This is a genomic window from Caballeronia sp. LjRoot29, assembly GCF_964252755.1.
In the GTDB taxonomy this organism is placed as follows: domain Bacteria; phylum Pseudomonadota; class Gammaproteobacteria; order Burkholderiales; family Burkholderiaceae; genus Caballeronia.
This window is the reverse complement of sequence record NZ_CAXUPU020000054.1, coordinates 1-23,275: the sequence shown is the minus strand read 5'-3', so window position 1 is coordinate 23,275 and position 23,275 is coordinate 1. Positions and strand designations below refer to the sequence as shown.

The window sequence follows — 23,275 nt, the reverse complement described above, 5'->3', positions numbered from 1 at the left end:
TAGCGGGCGTTTGCTAGGCACCCGGACACGTCACTGACCGATGGTTCAACCCTTCGTGCTCAACGCTAAAGGCTGCGTTGATCTTGTCATCGGTTCGTGTAATACGCAGCACGTAAATGCTGTCGTAATCCGCGCTAGCCCAATGAGGCACGCTTGCCGCGTCGCCGCCTGCGTCGCTGACCATCTTGCGGGCAAGCGCTTCAATAATCTTATGCTCCCAAGCGACTACGATCAGGCTGCTTTTGTATTGAGGCGCCAGCAGGATCGCGTGCAGGTCGTCGGTCCGGGAAAATCCGATTGATGCATTCACGGGCAGGCCAAAATAGATCGCGGTCGGCTCGATTGTCGCTAGCGGGCGGACATAGTCGTACTTAGTGCCGCTATCGTTCTTTTGCTTGGCCGGATCGGGCGCAAAAATCAAGTCTGGTTTGCCATATTTGCTTTCGATGACCCGAGGCAACGCAAGCGCGCGATTCAAGCCCTGGCAGCTTAGCTGACCCAGGCCGTCGGCGGGTTTCTCTCCGTGCCGAACCATGATGATCGTTTCAACCGGGTCGCTAGCGGCGCGAACCGGTATTGACCCAAGCACCGTGATGGCAAGTACCAGCGATAAAACGCCTGACGGCGGGCATCGGTAATTTTTCATGAGCGGCGGCCACTTTGCGTGTGAGCCGCGATTCTAGCAATTCCCGGCGCGGCAGCTAGAGATGCGACGGATCAGCCGTCATCGCTTTAGTGCAAGATAAGCGCGGCTCAAGGCCGGGCGGCTATGCACCCACAACCTTGAAGCAAGCCACGACGCTGGCCGGTCACGCACCTCCAGCCGATAAATCGATCGTTCGTCGGCTTCTTTAACCCCGCGAATGTTGGGACCCATCTCGCACGTGTAGAAGTGCCTAAAGCCGGTTTCGCGCGCAACTTGCCGGTAGTCGTCGTCGTAGAAGCCTTGAGGCCAGCACAGGTGATCAGACGCTTCGCCCGTGCGCATCTCGAGCGCCGCACGCGCAGCGAGGAGGTCGTGCCTCAACCCCGCACATTTCTCTTCACGGTTGCGCGCGACTTTATCCCAGCGCACGTGGGTGTGCGTATGGCTATGAAATTCGAATGTTCCCGCGCGACGCATGGCATCAATCTCGGACCATCGCAGGATGGCGCGATCGGCTTCGCCCTTCTCGATAGCCAGGTCGCCTTCACGATGACCCAGCAACTCAGGAAGTTCGCTGCCCGATTGCGCGTGAGCGCGTGGCGCGCCGTCGCCGGGCCAACTAGTGACCAGGAAACACAAGGCGGTAAAACCATGCTGGAGCAGCACAGGATGAGCGTGCACCCAGTTGTCGAGGTAACCGTCATCGAAGGTCAGGACAACCGACTTTTCCGGCAACGATGCGCCCGCCAGATACGCACTCAACTGACCGGCCCCCACGGTTTTATAGCCCGCTTTCGCGAGGTAGGCCATTTGATCCGCAAAGCGATCGGGCGCAACTGTGATCATTCCCGGCGACGTACTGATGTGGTGATACATCAATACGGGCACCGCTTGTGCTTTCCCTTGCCCTCTCACGCGTTAAGCCGCCGTTCGCTGATGCCGCGTTCATAGAAGTCGATAGTTTCGTCGGCCATGCCGTCGACCGTAAAGCTCGCATCGGTCAGAAGGCGCCCCGCCACGCCGAGTTGCGCGCGCAGCCTCGGGTTATCGATCAGGCGGGCAATAGCCGCACGCAGCGCTTCAATGTCATGCGGCGGCACGAGCAGCCCGTTAATGCCGTGGCTGATGAGTTCCGGCACGCCGTCGACGTCGGTGCCGATGACCGGCAACCCCGCCGCCATGGCCTCAATATACGACTGCCCTAACGCTTCCTGATGCGTTGGCAGTACGAAAAAATCGCAGCCCTGCAGCACATTCGGAATGTCCGTGCGAAAGCCCAGTAGATGAATACGATCGCTAATCGCGAAACCGTCGACAACATTCTTGATCTTGTCGAACCACGGCCCGTCGCCGGCCATCACGACGTGCAGGTTCGGACGTTCCGCAAGCATGGGTCGGACAGCATCGATCAGATCCTCATGGCCTTTCTTGTCGCGCACGATGGCAACCATGCCCGCGATGATCGCGTCCGCGCCAAGCCCGAGTTCACCGCGTAACGTGGAATGCGAAAGGGCGGGCGGCTTGACGATACCGTCGTAGATGGTTTCAACGCGGCTCTTCGATACACCCACTGAAATCAGGTATTCACGAACATGGCGGCTCACTGCAATCACGCGATGCGGAATCCACGTGTAGGTGGCAAGTGAACTGATGGGCAAGGCGAGATGGCGCGTGCGGACCACGAGCGGCGTGCGGGCAAGCCGTCCCGCCGTGCCCGCGACAATGCTGTCGTGGCCGCTATGCGTGTTGAGAACGTCGAACTTGCGTCGTGTCAGCAGGGCCTTGATGGTCAACATGGACGAGACGTCCGCGCCGCCTTTCATCCTCGCGTGATGGACGGCGAAACCTTCTTCCTTCGCGCGCACGCCGAGGCGGGCATCGACGGGACAGACGACTTCAACAGCATGGCCCCGGGCGCGCAACACGATCATTTCCTTGAGCGTGCGATGCTCTTGGCCGCCCCAACCCCTTGACGACTCGCTATGAAGTATTCGCAATGCTTTCATCTGTTCGCTGCTCCCAGGCAGTACGTAGACATTCTGTTGCGGTCGTAATATATCGTAATAATTCGTAAAAAAGTGCTCGCATCTAAAATAATCCCGGGCTTGTTGTTGAGGTCGCAAAGCCTTGTCGGGCTTGGCGCATCGGGGGTTATCGTCGGGCAAGCATGCAAACGTTTGCGAAGGGTGGGGCAGTCAATTTAACGCCGTCCCGGCTGAACGAAAGTTGGACGTGCGAGATGGAGCAGATCGATATTCGTTCGGACTCTGAATGAAGTGCCGCTAGCAGGAAGGGTTAAACGAAGGAATAGTGGAAGTGGTCGAGCAAGCGTCGCGGAGGTGGACCAAGTCGAGCGATCAGATCTGGACCGCGGTGGTCGATCGCAAAAACTGATTCAATAACGCATACGTATTTAGTATGGCAGCAGCATAAAGAATATATTTTACATTCCAATCAACGCTTTGTACCCTGTGCGCTTTTCCGGTGGAATGGATCAAATGAGCACACCGGAAAATTTTAATTGGGCTGCTTAGTCCGACAGGAGCGTTGAATGTTTCAACTTGGGCCGCGTCACTTTCTTTTGCGTCACTTTCTATTAAGCATCTCACTTGCGGCCTTATTCTGCGTTTCCGTCGCTCACGCTTCTGGACGCCAGCTTGGCCCGCATCATTCCTCAATAGACAGTGCCCAGGTCATGGATGTCTCGTCGGACGCCGAGGGCATAGTGCAGGACCTGCCCTTGCAAGGCGGAGGTTTCCAGCGCGTGTTGTACACGGCTGCAGGACACGAACCAAAAGGCATCATCGTGATGTTTCCTGGAGGCACCGGCGAGGTCGACATTGAAAAGAGTGGGCGCGTCAAGAATGCGAAAAATTTCGTCGTGCGCTCGGACGATCTCTGGCATGACCGCGGTTATGGCATCGTGCTGGTCGATGCTCTGGATCATCAGTCCATGCGAGGGCAGCGCAGCAGCGCCGAGTACGCAGAGGTAACGAAAAAGATCATTGAGTTTGCACATAGGCAGGCTAATGTCCCTGTTTGGGTGCTTGGTACTAGCCAAGGTTCCATTGCCGCCATGAACGCCGCATCGCATGCCGGCAGAACGCAGCTTGCCGGCCTGATCTTGACCGAGTCCGTGTCCATTTTTGGTGGCTCTCATGAAACCGTTTTCGATGCACATCCTGACGATGTCCGCGCACCTGCGCTAGTCGTTGCAAACGCCGATGACAAATGCAAGGTCGCGCCGCCTTCCATGGCGCAGTCAATCGCGCAATCGATCCGCCATGCTCCAACAACGGTCCTGACCGTTAGCGGTGGCACGCAACGTACCCAGGATGATTGTGGCTCCCTGACTCCGCACGGCTACTACGGAAATGAAGAAAAGGTAGTCGACGGCATTGTTGACTGGATGCAGAAAACGCAAAACCGGCCTTGATTCCAAGGGGTTTTAGCAATTGGGGACCTGAGGAGTCGGCCTTGCCCAAAGAAAGGATTCGGGACTGCGCCAAACCGGAATCGATCTTCGGCGTTTGACTTATGATTGAGACCCTCAAGCTTAAGTCGCTGACCATGATCCCTGACGCTTCGCACGATATGCAGCCTACGCTGACCGGTCCCACTATCGAACTTCGTCCTCTGCAGTCGTCGGATCAGGAGGCGCTGGTCGACGCCGCATCAGATGGCGAATTGTGGACCATGAAGGTCACGGTCGTTCCCGGTCCCGAGACGGCCGGACAATATATCGCCACCGCGCTTGCCGGTCGGCAGGCCGAAACCGTGATGCCGTTCGTGATCGTCAAGCGAGAGACTGGGCAGGCGGTGGGCAGCACCCGGTTCTGGAAGATCGATCGCGTGAATAGAAAGCTCGAAATCGGGCACTCCTGGCTGAGTGCGTCGGCGCAGCGGTCGGGCGTCAATACTGAAGCGAAGTACCTACTTTTGACCCACGCGTTTGAAGTCATGAAGGCCGTGCGCGTCCAATTCACGACCGACGAGCTGAACGAAAAATCCCGGGCGGCAATCCTGCGTATTGGTGCGAAGCAGGAAGGTATTGTCCGGCATGAACGGATCATGCCCGACGGCCGCAAGCGTAACTCGGTGCGGTTTAGCATCATCGATTCGGAATGGCCGGAGGTGAAGGCGCTATTGCAGCAGAAGATGCGTTCGAGATAACGCCGGATCGAAACACGCCGGCTTGTACGGCGGGGGAATCCCCTGCGGGACTGTATGGTCCGTCAGGAAAAATCCAATGCCTCGCGGTTGAGCGCGAGGCATCGGCTTTTATGGTTCCGATAACGCCCCGAGACTCACGTAAGCAGGCTTTCCGCCGGCACGTACGTATAACCGAGTGCGCGTGCAACGGCCTTGTAAGTGACGTGTCCCTCGCATACGTTCAAGCCGGCCCGCAAATGTGGATCGTTCGACAACGCGCGCCGCCATCCTTTGTCCGCGATCGCCAGTGCGTGGCCGATCGTTGCGTTCGTGAGCGCGAACGTCGAGGTTCGCGCAACCGCGCCCGGCATGTTGGCCACGCAGTAATGCACGACGTTATCCACGACGAAAGTTGGATCGGTATGCGTCGTGGGCCGGGACGTCTCGAAGCAGCCGCCCTGATCGATCGCGACATCGACAACCACGGCGCCCGGCTTCATGTGCGCAATCATGTCGCGGGTCACGAGCTTCGGCGCGGCCGCACCGGGGATAAGCACGCCGCCGATCAGGAGGTCGGCGGCATGCGTTGAATCCTCGATCGTCTGCGCGTTCGAGCATAGCGTGGTGACGCGGTTGCCGTAGATCACATCCAGTGCGCGCAGGCGCTCGAGGTTCTTATCGATGATTGTCACGCGGGCGCCCATGCCCACTGCAATCTGCAACGCGTTGGTCCCGACCACGCCGGCACCAATGATCACCACATGTGCGGGCGCTACGCCGGGAACACCGCCGAGCAGCAACGCCATTCCTCCCTTGGATTTCTCCAGATGCGCCGCGCCGGCCTGGATCGACATGCGGCCCGCGACTTCACTCATGGGAGCGAGCAAGGGCAAACCGCCGCCTTGACCCGTGATGGTTTCGTAAGCAATGCAGACGGCTTTGGACTCGATCAACGCTCGTGTCTGTTCCGGGTCAGGCGCAAGATGCAGGTACGTGTAAAGAATTTGCCCTGCACGCAGCATCGCGCATTCGACGGGTTGGGGCTCTTTCACCTTGATGATCATCTCCGCAGTCGCGAACACTTCTTGCGCCGTGTCGACGACAGCCGCGCCCGCAGCCCGGTACGCATCATCCGATAACCCTATCTCCGCACCCGCCGCTGTCTGGACGACAACTTCGTGTCCGTGAGACACCAGCTCGCGAACGCCTGCGGGCGTCAGCCCGACCCGATATTCGTGGTTCTTGATTTCTTTAGGCAGACCGATACGCATGATGGACTTTCCTCCTGAGAAGACCGAATACCAAATACCGGCGCCCGCGGCCATGAACGCTCAAGCAAACCCTTGCACGCGGAAACAAGGCGATCCGCAGCCGCCAAGGGGTAATACTCTACAAGCCAGAACAGTCACCGCCGCGCATTGACAATGCCCTGTCCAGGATCACGTTTGCACCTTACCGGGAATACCTCGCCCGCGCAGCGAACAGCCGGTGGTCTCTGTGACGAAGACCAACGCAAGGGCACCAATCAAACATGAAGCCATCATGTAGTAAGCCGGAATGAGGTTGTTGCCTGTACGCCCGATGAGCCATTCGTTGACCATGGGCGCGGTGCCGCCGAAGATGGAGGTCGACACGTTATAGGCGATCGCCATGCCTGCGTAGCGGACCTGAGTAGGGAACATTGCCGGAAACATGGCCGAGATGCTCGCTAATTGAGGAACATAGAGCAGACCTAATACGGCGAAACCGATCAGTGCGCCAATCGTGCCATGCGTCATCAGAATGAACATGGGCACCGCGGCGATAAAGAGCCCGATCAAGGAGAACCACCAGACGTTCTTGCGGCCGACCCGGTCGGAGAACGTGCCCGCGAAGGGCAGGAATACCATCATCGCCAGCATGCCGACCAGCGGTACGAGCAACGACATGTTTTCGCTCATGCCTAACTGTTTTTGCATGAAGGTCGGCATGTAGGCAAGCAGCACGTAATTGACGACGTTCAATGCCACGACCAGGCCGCCCAGCAATAACAGGGGCTTCCAGAACTCGGTCAGCAGTTCTTTCAGGGATACCCTTGCGTGCTGCTTTTTTTGTGCTGACTGTTCGAGTTCGAGGAAGACGGGTGTGTCCTCCATTTTGGCGCGCAGATAAAACCCGATCATGCCGAGCGGCGCAGCAATCAGAAAGGGCAGGCGCCATCCCCAGGCATGCATCGCTTCGTTGCCTAGCACAAACGAGCAACCGAGCATTAACAGCGCACCAAGCGAGAAGCCCGCCAGCGTGGCGAATTCGAGGAAACTGCCGCAGAAGCCACGTTTCTTGTCCGGCGCGTATTCGGCCATGAAGGTCGCTGCTCCGCCGTACTCGCCACCGGTCGAGAATCCTTGCACCAGGCGCAATACGATCAGCAACGCAGGTGCCCATAAGCCGATGCTGGCGTAGGTGGGTAGCAGCCCTACAAGAAGCGTGGCGACCGACATCATGATGATCGTCAGGGCAAGCACGTATTTTCGCCCTAGCCGGTCGCCAAGCGGTCCCCAGAACAGGCCGCCTAGCGGACGCACGAGAAACGATATGGCGAAGGTCGCCAGCGCGAACAAGGTGGCTTCGGCGGTGCTGCCGGGAAACAGGGCGGCCGAGATATAGGTCAAGCCGTAAGCGTAGATGCCATAGTCGAACCATTCGGTGGCATTGCCTAATGCTGACGCCGCAATTGCCCGTCGCAGAAGACTGGATGGGGTCTGTCGAGCTGGTTGATTGATCGTTGGCTGTGCGTAGCTCATTGTCTTCCTCCTGAATCATGGGCAGCGGCAACGCAGGCGCCACTGCTGATTCAAGATACCGCTCAGTGTGATCCCAATTCGATGTCCTAGGACGATGAATGTGCCGGGGTTTTCCATGAGACGCGCGAGGACGCTTGCATACTCGCATCTCATTCAAGACAGAGACTTGCTGGACTCCGCTTTCTGTAGATTTTGACTTCATGAATAGCCTGGAATTCGCCCTAAGCGTTCGTCAAGATCGATGCGTTGTTCTAGGACATTCGTCATCTCATCTTCAGGGTGTAGCGCTAAGGGTTTATCCAGATATCACATGCGGTAGCCGGCCGATTGCTGCGTCGTACCTGACCGGCGGCGAGATTGCAGTCGATGGCGGATTGGGGCAGATCTAAGCCCGCTGCCATGCGTAATAACCTGGTTGCTCACTCTCGCGGCGCGGGCACGGGCAGCACCTCGCCCGTGCGGGCGCGTTGTGCGTGTGCGAGGCGTTTGGTGGTCCATTGCACGCCCATTGCGAGGATGGCGGCTTCGACGAATGCCAGGGAGGCCGCTTGTCTGGGGAGTGCGAAGATAAGGCCGAGACAGAACGCGACGAAGGAGAACCGGCCGAGTACCATGCCTCGCAAAAGCGATACTACAAAGTCAGGGCCATGCGCCCGATGAGACGAGACAGAAAGCACGATCCCCAACAGCGGGAACACCGCCAGAAGTCCGCTCCAGTTGGGCCCGAGCGCAGACGATAGCGTAGTGACCAGGACCGTTAGCGCAGCGCCCGCAATCATGCGTCCAATGAGGTCGTTGCGGCCAAGCGGTGCAACTCGGGCAATGGCGTTGCTACGAGGGAGAAACGTCTGTCCGAACGCGACGGCAATCAGCGCGGCCGCGATAGCCCATGCGGGCGATGCCGGCATTGAAGCGAGGACAATGGCTGCGACGAGCCAGCTTGCGAGTCCAGTTGTCAGGGCAAGAGGCCAGGACCGGGATCGGCAGGTCCATGCATAAGCGAAGTTAAATGCTTCGGAAGCGAGGATGGCGGACAACGACAGGGTAGCCGCATGCGCTCCGAAAACTGGTCCGTGAGCGAGGACTAGCAGGAACAGGATAGGGCCGGCAACAAAGGGCAGTCCTGCAAGCCAGCCTGCGATAGTGGGACCCCACCATTTGCCCGACATGGAAACGACCAGCAGAAAGAACGGGACCAGCGTCAGCTTCAGCGCGAGCATGGTAAGTCAGGCAGATTTAAAACCGGATCGTACACGACTTCCTAATGCGCTTAGCCGAAATGGGCTTAACCAGAATTTAGGCGATGCCTGTTTAAGAGCGCATTGCGCTCACCCATGACTGCTTCTGTTTGCTCAGCCTGGTACCACGATAAACGCCGCAAGCAAAGACGTGTCGCTTAAGGCAATGCGTGCAACCGGCAAGTATCGGTGCACGCATTGCTTAGGCGGATTGCCTAGAAAAGATGCTGAATCCCCGCGTATGCGCCCGACTGGCTGTGACCGGGAAGCGGATTGTCGGTAGCGGTTGTATCGCCGAAGGAATTAGCGTTCAAGCCGAAGTTCGCATTGGCGCTGTTGCGGGCGGTCGCAATCTGGAAATCGAGCAGGGTACGCTTCGTCAGGTTGTACGTGCCGCCGATTGTGTAGAGGGTCGCATTGCCGCCGCCGTTGTTTGCGTTGATGTGATACACCGCGGCAATGAGCGCGGCCGCTGGCGTAGCTTGCCACGTCACGCCGCCCCATTCCTGGCTAGTGGTCGTGATGCCGCCCGACAAAGCGCCGGAGGTTGAATGCGACTGCTGATAAACCGCCTGCAGCTTGAATTTCCCTAAGAACACATTGACGCCGCCAAAGTATTCGCGAGAGAAATTGAAAGCGTCGTCCAGCGTTCCATTAGCGGCATCGCGCCATTCATCGTAGATCGCACGGATCTGGAAAACGGGTTGCGTGTAGGTGATCTGGATAGCGTCGGCGCGGCCTTGCGCGGTCGTGCCGTTGCCATTCCAGTTGGTCGCGTTGGATAACGCGTATTGTCCGCTAATGTCAAAGCCGGCAATGGTAGGCGACTGGTACGAAATGTTATTGCTCGTGTGATTCCAGTTACGGCCGCGAACGAGCGACGCCGATGACCAGTTGCTTTGCCCAAACGGGTCGAAGTCCCAGACACCGTTCGAGAGGAAAAGCTCCTTGCCAAGAAGCACCGTACCGAAGTGATCGTCAGCAATTCCCACTGTGGCATACCGGTCGAACAAGCCGCCGTTCGAAGGGCCTTGACCCGTCATGGTGCTGAATGCGCCTTCCAGGTGGAATACGGCTTTGGTGCCGCCGCCAAGATCCTCCACACCCTTGAAGCCCCAGAGACTCGTCCCCCAGTCTCCACTTTCGGCCTTGAAGCGATGACTGCTTCCGGTCGCCGCGCCGGTCACGGGATTTTGTCCCGTCGGTACGTCGGTCATGTACTCGAGGCCGGCGTCTATACGCCCATACAAGGTCACACTGCTTTGAGCGCGCGCGACTCCCGCGCCCGTAGCCAACACCGATGCCAGCGCAACGGCTGTGAGCTTCTTCATGTCCCCTCCAATAGTTCATTTCAACTGCGTCACCGGTTTATTCGGCGTATTTTATTACGCAGCCATACGTCATGTATTTGCGTTTTTCTGCGCTAACCACGGGTAAAAAAGCCCCGGACCTTTTGGGCAAATCCGGGGCTGGCCGTGGAGGCAGGGGGAGGATTTTCCCCCACGGATGAAAACGGATACCAACTTAATCAAACATCGGCATTAGATAAATATGTTTGGAACGAATAGTTAATTGTTGATACGCGAACAATCTCGCGTTTTGGAGCGACACGCCTGATCACTCGACGATGATGACTGCGGTGCACGCGGGCTAAAGGGAATCACGCGTAGGCTTGTGCAGGGGTCGCGGGTGTGGCAGGCGCGCGGGCTGTGCCGGTGCCGTATAAAGCTGCCTCGTAGTCGGCTCCGGCGATCAGGCAGCGGCCTTGAATGTCCTTGTTATCGGACATCAACGGACATTTTTTGAAGACCAGCGCAATCCAGTCAACAAACATGCGCACCTTGGGTGCCAGGTGGCGATTCCACGCCGTCCTGCACGAGGTCCACGGGCTTGTCTCCGAAGCCGACCATCAAGTCAATGTCAGGGTAGCGCTCGCGAAACTCGATCAGCCTTGGCATCACGATCAACCTGCCGATAGACCCCGGCATGTCGATGCGAAGCTTGCCTCGCGGACCCTTTCCAGTATTTGAGAGGGAGTCCTCAGTTTCATCGATTTCAGCCAGGATGCGCAGACAGCGTTCGTAATATTGCGCTCCTTCCGGAGTCAGGTTCAACCGTCTTGTCGTGCGCTGCAGGAGGCGCACACGCAGGTGTGCCTCCAGGTTCTTGATGATCGTGGTGGTGGACGCGTGCGGCAGGTTCAGCGCATCCGCGGCGCGGGAAAAACTGTGCATCTCCACGATTTTCGTGAAGACCTGCATTGCCTGTAGCCGGTCCATGGTGCCTCACTTTCAACGCTTAGCGGCGCACGCGGCAGCCCGTTGTTCAAGCAGAAATGGGTACCTCGCTGCGTTCTATCGCGATTGTTCAAAGCGAGCGAATTGTCTTCTGGATTATAACCATTTATCAGAATTGCGCTGAAGCCCACAATGGGATGCATCGTAACTTTGGCGGAATGACGCATAACGCGTCACATGGAACATGCAATCGACGAGCGATCGGACGCTTGGCATCGAAGATGTATCGATCACGGGACACGCGCAACTCATCAAGGTACGAAGCTATTTGCCGGCATCTAAAGGCGCGCTTTTACCGATCGTCATTTATTTCCACGGCGGTGGTTTTGTACGTGGCTCGCCCGACGACGCAGAGATTGCGGCAGCGACAATCGCCCGTCGCACGCAGGCGTGGGTGGTGTCGGTGGGTTACTCGCTGTCTCCCCAATTTCCATTTCCCGCCGCGCTCGAAGATGGCTACCGCGCGACCCAATGGGCGGTAGCCAATGCCCGCGCGCAAGGCGCGGATGCGAGGCGCATGGGCGTGGCCGGTCACGATGCCGGCGGCAATCTCGCGACCTGTCTTGCCGCGGTCGCACGGGATCGCGGCCAGTTCGCTTTTTCCGCGCAGGCGCTGCTTGCGCCTTTACTCGATCCCAGCATGACGCGCATGGCCAAGGCGGACGAGATTGTCGCTCCGGATCTTGGCGCGCGCGAGTGCGCAACGTTATCGAGCGTATTTGCCCAATGCATCGCAATGGCTCCATCCGTACGCGGCCCGATTGAGTCACGCCGGTTGGCCGGTTTGCCGCCGGCATTGATCGCCAGTGCGGAGCACGATCTGCTGCACGTTGAAGCAGAAAAATACGCGAGCGAATTGATTGCTGCCGGCGTGCCTACCGAAGTCGCGCGCCATTGCAACGCTTCGCACCATGAGCTGGGAACACATCCGGCGGCGCTAGCCGATGTCGTGATTTTCTTCCAGAAACGGCTGCATTCGAAGGCACTCAGACGCTAAACGATCACAGCGATTCATAAAAAATTCCTAGCGATTTAATCGGAGCAAAAAATGTCCAGGCGACGGACGAGCGGATTGCCCGGCGTCGCAGCTTCGGCCTGATGGGATCAATATTCCGTCGCAGACGTTATGGCGCGCACAGGCCGCGGCGTCTTATGAAGTCGATTTGTTCGGGTGGGTGGGGCGATTCTGCAGCAGCAGGTGTGCCGGAGTCGAGCGTCGCACAGCGCTAACCGATGCTAGGACCAGGCTATGCCTTCGCCGATGCGAGCGCTTAAGCTTAGAGTCCGATATCACAGCAGGGCGCCCGGGAATCTCCAGTCGGCCGCCTTTGTATTTCTTGCGTCGCCAAAGAGAATAGAATCTGCCCGGATAGAGTCTCGCTTCACGTAAGAGGCCAGCATTAATGGACAAAGGCGCGCGAACGATCACTCGGTGAATGGTTGCTGAAAGTAAGCACAGAAAGCAAGCGTCGAAAATCAGCGCAAAAAACCCCTGGACATGTAACCCGTTCCCTGAAATCGCCGAATAGGCATACAGGTCCCGCTTTTATCATCCGGCACTGCGCCAGCGCCCCCGCCAATTACAGATGCCTTTCGAGGAGAAGCGTCACTAGATGGATATCAATTTTGAATGCACCATGTGCGGCAAATGCTGCCATGACCTCAAGCTGCCTTTGAGCATTGACGAAGCGATCTTATGGCTTGAGCGCGGCGGCGAGGTCCAGTTTCTTTGCGAGGCCGTGCCATGGCCAGATGAGCCGCCCGCCGACAACCTGCAAGCGCAGCATAAACGCCGCCGGTCGTTCGCCGCGGCTAGCGGCGAGTTGCCCGTGCGGATAGTGGTGGTGCTGGCAGCATCGTTCGAGGGTGCGTGTCCGCACCTGCAATCGAACTTGAGTTGCGGCGTGTATGAGGAACGCCCGACTGTCTGCCGGATTTATCCGGCGGAGATCAATCCGTTCATCGAGTTGAAGCCCGAGCAGAAAGAATGTCCGCCGGAAGCGTGGACCTCGGACAAGCCGCTACTGATGCGTGCACAACGCGTGGTCGATCCCGAGACGTTCGCGTTGATTGCCAAGTCGCGTGCCGCCGATGTCAGCGACGCCCCGGCCAAAGCACGCGCATGCGCCGATCTGGACATTGACGCGGCAGCGCTGGGTAACGAAGGGCTGGTGGTCTATTCGCCGCCTGTCGACCTCGCCATAGCCGCGTTGAAACGTGCTCGCGAAAGCTGCGCTGCAGATGAGGATTTTCCGCAGTGGAAAGTTGTATCGAACCGTCGTGAAACCGTGGATACGCTTGTGTCCATAGGAGCAACGGGTGTTCATTACGTCAAAGCCGATGCACCCGCATTCGATTACCTCGGGTTCTTTCCCGCCACGGCGTGAACTTCGGAATGCCCGGGCCCATCGGTCACGATGGCCGGAGCATGTCAGGTCGCTTCCCGCACAGCACGCAGGAACTGTTGCGTGCGCTCATGTTGCGGCGCTCCAAAAAACTGCTGCGGTGGCGCCTGCTCAATGATCTTTCCTTGCGAGAAGAAACACACGCGGTCCGCGAATTCCTTTGCGAATCCCATCTGGTGGGTCACCATCAGCATCGTAAGATCGTGCTCGTGCCCCAGCTTCCGAATCACGTTCAGCACTTCGCCGCATAACTCGGGATCGAGCGCCGAGGTCACTTCGTCGAATAGCATCACCTTCGGCCTCATTGCCAACGCCCGCGCAATGGCCACGCGCTGCTGCTGCCCGCCCGATAGCTGCGACGGATAGTGATCGCACTTATCGTCGAGCCCGACCATGGACAACAACTCGCGGCCTCGTTCGTTTGCATCGCGCTTCGACATGCCAAGCACCCTTAGCGGCGCCTCAATCGTATTTTGCAGCGCCGTCATATGCGGGAACAGGTTAAAGCTCTGGAACACCATGCCAATCTTGCGGCGCACTTCGCGGACATGCCGCTCGGAGGCTGGCACTAGCGCGCCATTACGGCGCATGTGCGTGAGCGGTTCGCCTTCCACTTCGATCAGGCCATCGGTTAGCGGATCGAGCGTCATCAGCACGCGCAGCAAGGTGGATTTGCCCGACCCGCTCGGTCCGATGATCGCGACCTTCTCATTGCGCCCGACCTCCAGATCGAGTGCATCAAGCACGGTGAGCGAGCCGTATCGTTTCGTGACGCCGGCAAAGCGCACCATCGGCTGGACGTTGGGCGTGACGGCGTCTGTGCCGAGTGCGGGGTCGAGATCCCGTTTCATCTGCTTCTCCTGGAGTTCCATCAGCATGCCCCTGCAGGTCGTTCGAATAGAACCTGCATCATGGCAATCTCACGCGACGTTCAAGGTGTCGCACGCCCGAGGCGAACGTCACGCTGATCAATAAAAAGAACAGGCCGGTCATGGTGATCGGTTCGAGATAGCGAAACGTTTCCGAGCCAATATTCTTCGCTTGTTGCATCAGTTCGACCACCGTGATGGCCGACAGCACAGGCGTGTCCTTGAACATGGCGACGAGATAATTCCCAAGCGCCGGAATGACTGGGCGGATTGCTTGGGGAAGAATGACGCCGCTATACGTGCGCCACGGCGACAACGACAATGCGCAGGCCGCTTCCCATTGCCCGCGCGCCACGCCGTTCAATCCCGCGCGATAAACCTCGGACACGTAACACGCGTAGTGGACCGCAATGCCGATGGTGCCCGCAGTCAGCGCCGACATGGTGAGACCGTAGAGCGGCGCCACATAGAACAGCACATAGACCTGGATCAGCAAGGGTGTGCTGCGAATGAACTCGACAAAAAATCCCGTCACCCGTGCGACCGGCGCAATGGAGCTGCGTCGCAAGATGGCGAGCATCAATCCAAGTACGAGGGCGATCGCGAAGCCCACCAGCGTAATGCCGATGGTGTACATGGACGCGCGCAGCAGGTCGGGCAGAATATGCACCGCGTATTTGACGTCGAAAAAGGAATTCATTTCGCCATCCTCTGCATGGATTTAACACTAATGCCATGACTGACGCGGCGTTCGAAATGACGCATGATGGCGACCACGATCTGCGCCATGACGAAATAGATCACTAGCGTCAACGCAAAAATCTCAGCCGTCTTGAAGGTCGCCTCGTCGAGCTGACGCGCGCGGAAGGTGAGGTCGGAAAGCGTGATCAGCGAAACCAGCGAGGTCCCTTTCAATAATTCGATCATCAGGTTCGTGGCCGGCGGCAGTGCGTTGATCATGGCTTGGGGCAAGACAATGCGGCGCATCCTGGTCGACGCGGGCATGTTCAACGCAAGCGCCGCTTCGTATTGCCCACCCGGCACTGAACGCAATGCCCCGCGCAGGATCTCGGAGCCGTAGGCGCCGTAGTGCAATCCCAGTCCGACAATGGCGACGGTGAACGGAGTCAGTTCCAGGTTGAACGGCGGCAAGGGCAGCACGAAGAAAAACCAGAATAGCTGTACCAGTAACGACGTTCCGCGAAATACTTCAACGTATACGTTGGCGGTCCAGCGCAATACGCGCCATGTCGATGAGCGCAGAACGGCCGCCGTGCTGGCCATCACGATGGCCAGCACGATACCGGATACCGCGATCTCGACCGTGACGAGCGTGCCCTTCATCAGCAGCGGCAAGAGTTCATGCAAGTCGCCCATGGCGTCCCTCGTTTAAGACTTGAGGCGATGCAAGCCGGCAGGCGCCGGCTCGTCAAACAAAGACGGTCACCCGGCGCAGAGTACCGCGGCCGTCTTGTCCGTCAGGTTGCTTTTATCGAAGCCGAACGGGGCGACCGTCTTCAGATGATCCGGCGTGCCGAGCCAAACCTTAAGTTGCTGGTTGACGGCGTCACGCAGATCGGTATCGTCAGGGCGGAAGGCAAGGGCGCCATAACCCGTGTGCTTGGGATCGTCGGTGAACTTCGGAATGGCTTCGACCGTTGGACCCGCCTTGGAGGCAAGTCCCTTCATCGTCAGCGCGGTGCCGGCGGCAGCATCGGCACGGCCTGCTCGCACGGCCTGCAACTGTGCGGTGGTATCGGGTACCTGCAGCAATTGCCCGTCCTTGACGCCGGAGTCGCGCGCATAGCCGAGCTCAACCGATCCCGCCATCACAGCCAGTTTCGAATCAGGATTTTTACCCACGTCCGCGTAACTTTTCAGGCTCTTCGGATTGCCCTTAAGCGTCAGAAGGGTGTCCTGGATCTGGTATTGAGGGTTGGCAAAGGCGACCTGCTTGCAGCGCTCAGGCGTGATGTACATGCCGGCTGCAATCACATCGAAGCGCCCTGCGCGCAGGCCGGGAATAAGCGAACCCCACTCGGTGAGCACTGCATCGACTTTCTTGACGCCCAGCTTGGCAAACACCTTCTTCGCAATCTCGGGCGACTCGCCGGTCACGGTGCCGTCCGGCGTGGTGTAGGCAAAGGGGGTTTCATTCGCGTAACCAATGCGCACTTCGCCAGTGCGTTGAATGCGCTGCAAGGTCGTTTCAGCGTTCGCTGCGGCCGCATGGGCCACCAACCCCGCCGCCGCAACAATGGACAGCGCCCCCAGCATTCCAGACACTCGTTTGAGTTTCATGTCGATCGGTTTCCGTTTCCGTAGCGTGGTTGATTGCGCCGCCCGCGCGGCGCTGCTGGCGAAAAATGCGCGCAAACCCTTGGTTTTATTCCAGTTTCGAGGTTGCGCTACATCGCCATGAACGCAGCATACAAAGCCATATTTTTGTTCTAATTGCTCTAGGACAATAATTTTTACGGCTGCTTCTGCGCCACTATGGGAGCTGCTAAATGAAGTGGAGGCGAACGTGAACGAGCGCTGGCGTGACGCGGTGCGGACGGTGCATGGCGTCGAGTCGAAATACAAACGTCTGGTGAAAGCGATTGCGACGGACATCGAAAGCGCGGCTTTGGCGTCAGGCGCACGCCTGCCGCCGCAACGCGAGGTGGCGGCGGATCTGGAGATCAGCGTGCAGACCGTGACGAACGCGTATAAGGAACTGGAGCGGCAAGGACTGATTCGGTGCGAGGTGGGCCGAGGCAGTTTTGTTGCCGCCCGCGTCACCGAGACCATGTCGAAATACATGCTCGACACCGCCGAGCGTGAGGTCATCGACTTTTCTATCGCGCGAATCGTCCATACCCCGGAGCACGACGCCATGTGGCGCAAAGTGTGCGCGACGCTTGCCACCGTCGAGGATCAACCCTGGATACGCGCGTTCCGGCCGATCGCGGGTTTTGAGCATCACCGGCAGGCAGGCGCCGCGTGGCTCGCCACGCTTGGCATGCCGGCGAATCCGGAGACGCTGCTGGTCACCAACGGCGCCGCCCATGGCATCTTCCTCGCGCTGGCATCGTTCGTCGGCCCCGGCGACACCGTACTGTGCGAGAGCCTGACCGACCACGGGGTGATCGGCTCCGCGAACGTGCTGGGCTTTACGCTCAAGGGCCTTGAGATAGATGAATACGGCATACGTCCCGAGCATTTCGAAGAGATGTGCGACAGCGAGCGCGTCAGCGCGCTCGTCTGCACCCCGACGCTGAACAACCCCACGGTTGCCTTGATGCCGGATTCGCGGCGTCGCGCAATCGCACGCATTGCCGAGCGTTACGGCGTGTACGTGATTGAGGACGACGTTTATGGCGCACTGCCCGCGAAGACGCAGACGCCTATCGCCAGCCTGATTCCCGAGCTGTCGTTTTACTGCACGAGCATGACGAAGTCGGTGCTGACCGGCTTGCGAATAGGTTATCTCACCATGCCGCGACGCCTTGCGCTGCGCGCTGAAAGCGTGCTGCGCGTGAGCAGCTGGATGGCGACGTCGCCCATGGCCGAAGTCGCCACGCGCTGGATCTTGGACGGGACCGCGCAACACCTGGTTCAGGTGCAACGCGAGCGTCTGGGGACCAGGCAGGCCATGGTGCGCGAGGTGCTCGGCCGCTATCTGCTGGGGAGTCATCCACAAGCGTTGTCAGCGTGGTTGAAGGTGCCCGATTACTGGCAAGCGGACCGCGTCACGCGCGAGTTGCGCAACCGCGAGATTGCGGTGACGTCGCCCGATCCGTTCCTCGTGCGTGGCGCCGAGAGGCCGAACGCGGTGCGCCTGTGCGTGGGCGCCGAAGTGGCGGACACGACCTTTAAAACCGCGCTCGAAACCATTGCCGAAGTGTTCGAGCAGTACCCGCACGTGCACGACTTCAATTAACCGGGCATCAACGTCGGGCACTCGTTGCATCGATTGAACTAGGACATTAAAAAGCGCTTTTTAGGACATTAGACTCGATCGCATCTACTTCATCTTGCGATCCCGTTCATGCCTGTTCTCTCGCTTGCCGATGTCTATCGCGCGCGTCGCCGTATCGATGGACGTGTGACCCACACGCCGCTGCTCGCGTCGGCATCGCTGTCGCGGATTGCAGGCACAGACGTCTATCTGAAGCTGGAAACCACGCAGCCGACCGGCAGCTTCAAGCTGCGCGGAGCGACTAACGCACTGGCCGAACTCGCTGAGCGCGGCATCAGGAAAGTGGTCACTGCATCGACGGGAAATCATGGACGAGCCATTGCATATGCCGCGCGTGCGCTCGGCATGGAGGCGGCCGTATGCATGTCCGCCTTGGTGCCCAAGAACAAGGTCGATGCCGTCACCGCACTTGGCGCGCGTGTCGTGATTGCGGGCAAGAGCCAGGACGAAGCACAGGCGGAGGCGTTGCGTCTTGCCGGCGAAGAAGGCTTCGTATTCGTTGCGCCTTTTGACAACCTCAATGTGATTGCGGGGCAAGCCACGATCGGCTTGGAGATCATGGAGGCCTTGCCCGATACCGCGAGCATTGTCGTGCCGTTATCAGGCGGCGGCTTGTTTAGCGGTGTCGCGTTTGCGGCCAAGCGCGTCAACGCCAACGTCGCGATGATCGGCGTGTCCATGGAACGCGGCGCCGCCATGCACGCGAGTCTCGCGGCGGGAAGACCGGTGCTCGTCGACGAAGTCGAGACGCTCGCAGATTCGCTGGGCGGCGGTATCGGTCTGGATAACGAACATACCTTTGCACTCACACAAGAGCTTGCCGATAGCGTCGTGCTGCTGGACGAAGTGTCCATTGGGCGGGGCATCGTGCATGCGTATCAAGAAGAACGGCTTGTGATCGAAGGGGCGGCGGCGGTAGGCATTGCCGCGCTGCTTGATGGACGTATCGACCGTGTGGTGCTCAAGAACGGTCCAGTCGTGCTGGTGGTGAGCGGCGCGAATATCGATATCGGGCTGCATCGACGCTTGATCCAGGAGGCTTGACATGTCCGCCATCACCTTGCTCGGCGAAGCGCAATTGCGTGCACTGGTGCCACTCGACCTCGCCGCGATCGAACAGATTGAATCTGCGTTCCTTTCACTCGCGACGGAAGCCGTGGCCATGCCGCCGATCCTTCGTCTCGACCTTCCGGAGCATGCCGGCGAAGTCGATGTGAAGACAGCGTGGTTACCGCGTTTCGATAGTTTCGCCATCAAGGTCAGTCCCGGATTCTTCAACAATCCCGCGCTCGGTCTGCCGAGTCTCAATGGCCTCATGCTGGTGCTGTCGGCACGCACCGGATTGACGGAGGCTGTACTGCTCGACAACGGTTATCTCACCGCGGTTCGCACCGCGGCCGCAGGCGCGGTCGCCGCGCGCTGGCTCGCACGCAAGGATGCGAAGCGTGTTGCTGTGATCGGGGCAGGCGAACAAGCGCGCCTTCAGCTGGAGGCGTTACGACTGGTACGCGAGATCGATCATGTCACTGTCTGGGCACGCGACATGGAGCGCGCGCAGAGCTTGGCGAAGAGCACGAAGGGCATTCGCTGCGAGGTCGCCACAAGCGTGCATGAGGCGCTTGCACTCGCCGATATCGCCATCACGACTACACCCAGCCGCAGTCCTCTCATACATGCTGAAGACCTGCGTCCGGGCTTGCATATCACCGCAATGGGATCCGATGCCGAACACAAGAATGAACTCGCGCCAGCGGTTCTCGCGGCCGGGCGATACATCTGCGACCGTCTTCAGCAAACGCGCATTCTCGGCGAGCTTCATCACGCTATAGAGGCCGGCTTGGTGGCAGAGAACGCCAGTTTTGCCGAGTTGGGACATGTGATTGCGGGCATTTGCCAAGGGCGCACACATGACGACGACATCACCATTTGCGACCTCACTGGAACAGGTGCACAGGACACGGCGATCGCCGCCTTGGCGCTGCAACGGGCACGTGCGCAGAACACGGGAACCCTTTTTCACAACGACGTGACGCTCTGACAGGAGACGATGTCATTCATGACGCAACAAGCGCAACCACAAGAGCAAGCGGTACACGCAGCGGCACCCGCCGCACGCCTGCATTTCGAACAAAGCGAATTCGACGCACGTATTGCGAAGACGCGGCGAGCGATGCAAAAAGCGGAGATCGATTTGCTGATTGTCTCCGATCCAACCAACATGAACTGGCTCACCGGCTACGACGGGTGGTCGTTCTATGTGCACCAGTGCGTGCTCCTGCCAATGGAAGGGGAGCCGGTATGGTTTGGTCGCGGACAGGACGCAAACGGCGCCAAGCGCACGGTCTTCATGCAGCACGACCAGATAGTGGGTTACCCCGACCACTATGTTCAGTCACCCGTTCGGCATCCTATGGATTACCTGTCGCGTGAAGTGATTGCCGCACGAGGCTGGGATAAATGCCGGATAGGTGTTGAGAAAGACAACTACTATTTCAGCGCGGCAGCGTACGCGTCGTTGACGCATCATTTGCCGCAAGCAAACTGGGTAGACGCCACAGCGCTCGTCAACTGGCAGCGTGCTGTCAAGTCGCCACGCGAGATCGAGTACATGCGCGTTGCGGCGCGGATTGTCGAGAAGATGCACGCACGGATTCTCGAGCGGATTGAACCCGGCATGCGCAAGAGCGATCTTGTTGCGGAGATCTATTCGGCAGGCATCACGGGCGTGGAGGGATTTGGCGGCGATTACCCCGCGATCGTACCGTTGCTGCCGACTGGCTCCGATGCAGCCGCGCCGCATCTGACGTGGGACGACTCCAAGTTCGCTACGGACGCGGGAACGTTCTTTGAAATTGCCGGCTGCTTCAGGCGGTATCACTGTCCGCAATCGCGCACGGTGTATCTCGGGCGTCCGCCGCAGCATTTTATCGATGCGGAAAAGGCCATCGTTGAAGGTATAGAAGCGGGACTTGCAGCAGCGAAGCCCGGCAACCTTTGCGAAGACGTTGCCAACGCGTTCTTTGCGGTGCTGCGCAAATCCGGGATAGAGAAGGACAGCCGCTGCGGGTATCCGATCGGTGCGAGCTATCCGCCCGACTGGGGCGAGCGCACGATGAGCCTGCGCCCGGGGGACAAGACGGTCCTCGAACCCGGCATGACGTTTCACTTCATGCCGGGGCTGTGGCTCGACGACTGGGGCCTGGAAATCACGGAAAGCATCCTGATTACCGGCACCGGTGTTGAGACGTTCTGCAACACGCCTCGTCAATTGTTCGTGAAGGAGTAGCAATGCGTGCGTCACCCATTACGCCGACGGTGGATCTGGCAGCCGAGGGCGAGCAGCACGGTTTCCTCAAGCTGCCGTATTCCCGCGATGATTCAGCGTGGGGCGCCATCATGATTCCCATCACCGTGATTCAGCGCGGCGAAGGTCCGACCGTGCTCCTGACGGGTGGCAATCATGGCGACGAATACGAAGGACCCATCGCGCTGTCCAAGCTTGCTTCAACGCTCAAGGCAAGCGATGTCACCGGGCGCGTGATTGTCGTGCCCTTCATGAACTATCCGGCATTCAAGGCAGGCACGCGCACGTCGTCGGTGGATTCCGGCAACCTCAACCGGAGTTTTCCCGGCAAGGCGGATGGCACGGTCACCGAAAAAATAGCGGATTATTTCCAGCGGCATTTGCTGCCCATCTCCGACTATGTACTCGATATCCACGCGGGTGGCCGCACGCTGGATTTCCTGCCGTTTGCCGCCATTCATGTCCTGTCTGATGCCCAGCAACAGGCGCGCTGCGAAGCCGCAATGCGTGCGTTCGGCGCGCCTTACTCCATGCGCATGCTCGAACTCGATAGCGTTGGGCTGTTCGACACCGCGGTTGAAGAAGCAGGGAAGGTGTTCATTTCCACTGAGTTGGGCGGCGGGGGAACTGCAACGGCTGCAAGTGTGGCGATTGCCGAGCGCGGTGTGTATGGTTTTCTCGCACATGCGGGTGTGATCGACCGGGAAGGGATCTCGCCACGCGACGACCAGCGCGGCAACAACCGCTCGACGACGCTGCTGGACATGCCGGATGGCACTTGCTACACCACCAGCGAACACAGCGGCTTGCTCGAAATGTGCCGTCATTTAGGCGACTTTGTTGAGGCGGGCGACGTGCTGGCCCGCGTCTACGACGCCACGCGGACCGGCGCGCCGGCGGTTGAATATGTGGCGCGGCGCAGCGGCTTGCTGGCGGCGCGGCATTTCCCAGGGCTAGTGCAGATCGGCGATACGGTCGCAGTCGTCGCCGATGTGATCGAAGGCCATATTCCAGTGGTCATCTGATCGTGATCAAACTCGACCGCTACGACATCGCCATCTTGCGCATCTTGGCCCGCGATGGGCGTATTACGAAATCGCGGCTCGCCGAGGAGGTGAATTTGTCGATTTCGCCTGCTTGGGAACGGGTGCGGAAGTTGGAGGAGAGCGGCGTCATTAAAGGTTATCGGGCGGAGCTCGATTGGGTAGGCGTTATTAGCGCTAGCCGGATTGTGGTGGAGGTGACTTTAGCGAAGCACACTGCGCATGACATGCGGCGCTTCGAGGAGCGTGTGATGGCAGCGCCCGAAGTTGTTCAGTGCTACGCAACAGGCGGCGGCGTGGACTATGTGATGCATGTGGTATCGCGGGATATCGATCACTACCAGCGGTTTATCGATTCTCTGCTGATGGATGACGTCGGGATTGAGCGGTATTTCACTTATATCGTTACTAAGGTCGTTAAGGGGATGGCGGATGGTATTCCCGATTGGGAGTAGAAGATTTACAAGGTTGTTTTCGCTTGCGGCTGGTTGATGCGGGCGGTTTTGAAGGTAGCGGTTTTGCGTCATTGCCGGGTTGCTGCTTTCCAGGTCTTCGCGGGTTTTATGTTGGCTGT

General features: G+C 58.9%; 22 protein-coding genes and 1 pseudogene. 10 read left to right on the top strand and 13 right to left on the bottom strand.

Annotated elements, in window-relative coordinates; genetic code table 11:
- Window positions 1-13: 13 nt before the first annotated feature.
- The 3 genes from ACSQ83_RS33910 to ACSQ83_RS33900 all read right to left on the bottom strand — a co-directional run bounded on the left by ACSQ83_RS33910 (window position 14) and on the right by ACSQ83_RS33900 (window position 2,652).
- Window positions 14-646, bottom strand: a complete 633-nt coding sequence (locus ACSQ83_RS33910) for a histidine phosphatase family protein (protein WP_436231117.1) — start codon at window positions 644-646, stop codon at window positions 14-16.
- 78 nt (window positions 647-724) lie between these two features.
- Window positions 725-1,522, bottom strand: coding sequence for a polysaccharide deacetylase family protein (locus ACSQ83_RS33905; RefSeq protein ID WP_436231124.1), 798 nt, complete (start codon window positions 1,520-1,522; stop codon window positions 725-727).
- A 35-nt stretch (window positions 1,523-1,557) separates the two neighbouring features.
- Window positions 1,558-2,652, bottom strand: coding sequence for a glycosyltransferase family 4 protein (locus ACSQ83_RS33900; protein ID WP_414949883.1), 1,095 nt, complete (start codon window positions 2,650-2,652; stop codon window positions 1,558-1,560).
- A 545-nt stretch (window positions 2,653-3,197) separates the two neighbouring features.
- On the opposite strand from ACSQ83_RS33900, the gene ACSQ83_RS33895 reads away from it, so the two are divergent.
- Both ACSQ83_RS33895 and ACSQ83_RS33890 read left to right on the top strand, forming a co-directional pair.
- Window positions 3,198-4,082 carry an alpha/beta hydrolase gene (locus ACSQ83_RS33895; RefSeq protein ID WP_436231116.1) on the top strand — a complete coding sequence of 295 codons (885 nt, stop codon included), beginning with the start codon at window positions 3,198-3,200 and terminating at the stop codon, window positions 4,080-4,082.
- A gap of 137 nt (window positions 4,083-4,219) precedes the next feature.
- Window positions 4,220-4,819 (top strand): GNAT family N-acetyltransferase, encoded by a 600-nt coding sequence (locus ACSQ83_RS33890; RefSeq protein ID WP_414949973.1) that lies wholly within the window; start codon window positions 4,220-4,222, stop codon window positions 4,817-4,819.
- A 134-nt stretch (window positions 4,820-4,953) separates the two neighbouring features.
- On the opposite strand, the gene ald is transcribed toward ACSQ83_RS33890, so the two are convergent.
- From ald to ACSQ83_RS33860, 6 genes and pseudogenes are all read right to left on the bottom strand, one after another.
- Window positions 4,954-6,069, bottom strand: coding sequence for an alanine dehydrogenase (ald, locus tag ACSQ83_RS33885; RefSeq protein WP_436231115.1), 1,116 nt, complete (start codon window positions 6,067-6,069; stop codon window positions 4,954-4,956).
- 168 nt (window positions 6,070-6,237) lie between these two features.
- The gene (locus tag ACSQ83_RS33880) at window positions 6,238-7,581 is read right to left on the bottom strand and encodes an MFS transporter (protein ID WP_414949889.1); all 1,344 of its coding nucleotides are present in this window, start codon (window positions 7,579-7,581) and stop codon (window positions 6,238-6,240) included.
- 419 nt (window positions 7,582-8,000) lie between these two features.
- On the bottom strand, window positions 8,001-8,801 hold the full coding sequence (locus tag ACSQ83_RS33875) for a hypothetical protein (protein WP_436231114.1): 801 nt from the start codon (window positions 8,799-8,801) through the stop codon (window positions 8,001-8,003).
- Window positions 8,802-9,034: 233 nt separating this feature from the next.
- Window positions 9,035-10,150: a porin gene (locus ACSQ83_RS33870; RefSeq protein WP_436231113.1), complete on the bottom strand. Its 1,116-nt coding sequence runs from the start codon at window positions 10,148-10,150 to the stop codon at window positions 9,035-9,037.
- Window positions 10,151-10,479: 329 nt separating this feature from the next.
- A complete protein-coding gene (locus ACSQ83_RS33865; protein WP_436231112.1) occupies window positions 10,480-10,653 on the bottom strand; it encodes a hypothetical protein in 174 nt (57 codons plus the stop codon).
- 25 nt (window positions 10,654-10,678) lie between these two features.
- Window positions 10,679-11,098 (bottom strand): annotated as a pseudogene (locus ACSQ83_RS33860) (LysR family transcriptional regulator); the annotation flags it as partial.
- A gap of 202 nt (window positions 11,099-11,300) precedes the next feature.
- On the opposite strand from ACSQ83_RS33860, the gene ACSQ83_RS33855 reads away from it, so the two are divergent.
- Both ACSQ83_RS33855 and ACSQ83_RS33850 read left to right on the top strand, forming a co-directional pair.
- Window positions 11,301-12,113 carry an alpha/beta hydrolase gene (locus tag ACSQ83_RS33855; protein ID WP_436231111.1) on the top strand — a complete coding sequence of 271 codons (813 nt, stop codon included), beginning with the start codon at window positions 11,301-11,303 and terminating at the stop codon, window positions 12,111-12,113.
- A gap of 616 nt (window positions 12,114-12,729) precedes the next feature.
- Complete coding sequence (locus ACSQ83_RS33850; protein ID WP_436231110.1) at window positions 12,730-13,503, top strand: YkgJ family cysteine cluster protein; 774 nt, start codon at window positions 12,730-12,732, stop codon at window positions 13,501-13,503.
- A 44-nt stretch (window positions 13,504-13,547) separates the two neighbouring features.
- Here the strand turns inward: ACSQ83_RS33850 and ehuA are convergent, their stop codons facing one another.
- The 4 genes from ehuA to ehuB all read right to left on the bottom strand — a co-directional run bounded on the left by ehuA (window position 13,548) and on the right by ehuB (window position 16,691).
- Window positions 13,548-14,372, bottom strand: a complete 825-nt coding sequence (ehuA, locus tag ACSQ83_RS33845) for an ectoine/hydroxyectoine ABC transporter ATP-binding protein EhuA (RefSeq protein WP_414949899.1) — start codon at window positions 14,370-14,372, stop codon at window positions 13,548-13,550.
- Window positions 14,373-14,430: 58 nt separating this feature from the next.
- Window positions 14,431-15,090 carry an ectoine/hydroxyectoine ABC transporter permease subunit EhuD gene (gene ehuD / locus ACSQ83_RS33840; RefSeq protein ID WP_436231109.1) on the bottom strand — a complete coding sequence of 220 codons (660 nt, stop codon included), beginning with the start codon at window positions 15,088-15,090 and terminating at the stop codon, window positions 14,431-14,433.
- Complete coding sequence (gene ehuC, locus ACSQ83_RS33835) at window positions 15,087-15,767, bottom strand: ectoine/hydroxyectoine ABC transporter permease subunit EhuC (protein ID WP_414949903.1); 681 nt, start codon at window positions 15,765-15,767, stop codon at window positions 15,087-15,089. The genes ehuD and ehuC overlap by 4 nt, the downstream gene beginning before the upstream one ends.
- Before the next feature lie 66 nt (window positions 15,768-15,833).
- Window positions 15,834-16,691 carry an ectoine/hydroxyectoine ABC transporter substrate-binding protein EhuB gene (ehuB, locus tag ACSQ83_RS33830; RefSeq protein ID WP_436231108.1) on the bottom strand — a complete coding sequence of 286 codons (858 nt, stop codon included), beginning with the start codon at window positions 16,689-16,691 and terminating at the stop codon, window positions 15,834-15,836.
- Between the two features lie 226 nt (window positions 16,692-16,917).
- Here ehuB and ACSQ83_RS33825 point away from each other — a divergent pair, with 226 nt between their 5' ends.
- The 6 genes from ACSQ83_RS33825 (at window position 16,918) to ACSQ83_RS33800 (ending at window position 23,156) form a co-directional block, all read left to right on the top strand.
- On the top strand, window positions 16,918-18,315 hold the full coding sequence (locus ACSQ83_RS33825) for a PLP-dependent aminotransferase family protein (RefSeq protein WP_414949906.1): 1,398 nt from the start codon (window positions 16,918-16,920) through the stop codon (window positions 18,313-18,315).
- A 108-nt stretch (window positions 18,316-18,423) separates the two neighbouring features.
- Window positions 18,424-19,398, top strand: a complete 975-nt coding sequence (gene eutB, locus ACSQ83_RS33820; RefSeq protein WP_436231107.1) for a hydroxyectoine utilization dehydratase EutB — start codon at window positions 18,424-18,426, stop codon at window positions 19,396-19,398.
- Between the two features lies 1 nt (window position 19,399).
- Entirely contained in the window at window positions 19,400-20,392 is a 993-nt protein-coding gene (locus ACSQ83_RS33815) for a cyclodeaminase (protein ID WP_436231106.1), read from the top strand.
- Between the two features lie 18 nt (window positions 20,393-20,410).
- Window positions 20,411-21,640 (top strand): ectoine hydrolase DoeA, encoded by a 1,230-nt coding sequence (gene doeA / locus ACSQ83_RS33810; protein ID WP_436231105.1) that lies wholly within the window; start codon window positions 20,411-20,413, stop codon window positions 21,638-21,640.
- Between the two features lie 2 nt (window positions 21,641-21,642).
- Window positions 21,643-22,683 (top strand): N(2)-acetyl-L-2,4-diaminobutanoate deacetylase DoeB, encoded by a 1,041-nt coding sequence (gene doeB, locus ACSQ83_RS33805; RefSeq protein WP_436231104.1) that lies wholly within the window; start codon window positions 21,643-21,645, stop codon window positions 22,681-22,683.
- 2 nt (window positions 22,684-22,685) lie between these two features.
- Window positions 22,686-23,156, top strand: a complete 471-nt coding sequence (locus ACSQ83_RS33800; protein WP_436231103.1) for an Lrp/AsnC family transcriptional regulator — start codon at window positions 22,686-22,688, stop codon at window positions 23,154-23,156.
- Window positions 23,157-23,275 lie beyond the last annotated feature (119 nt).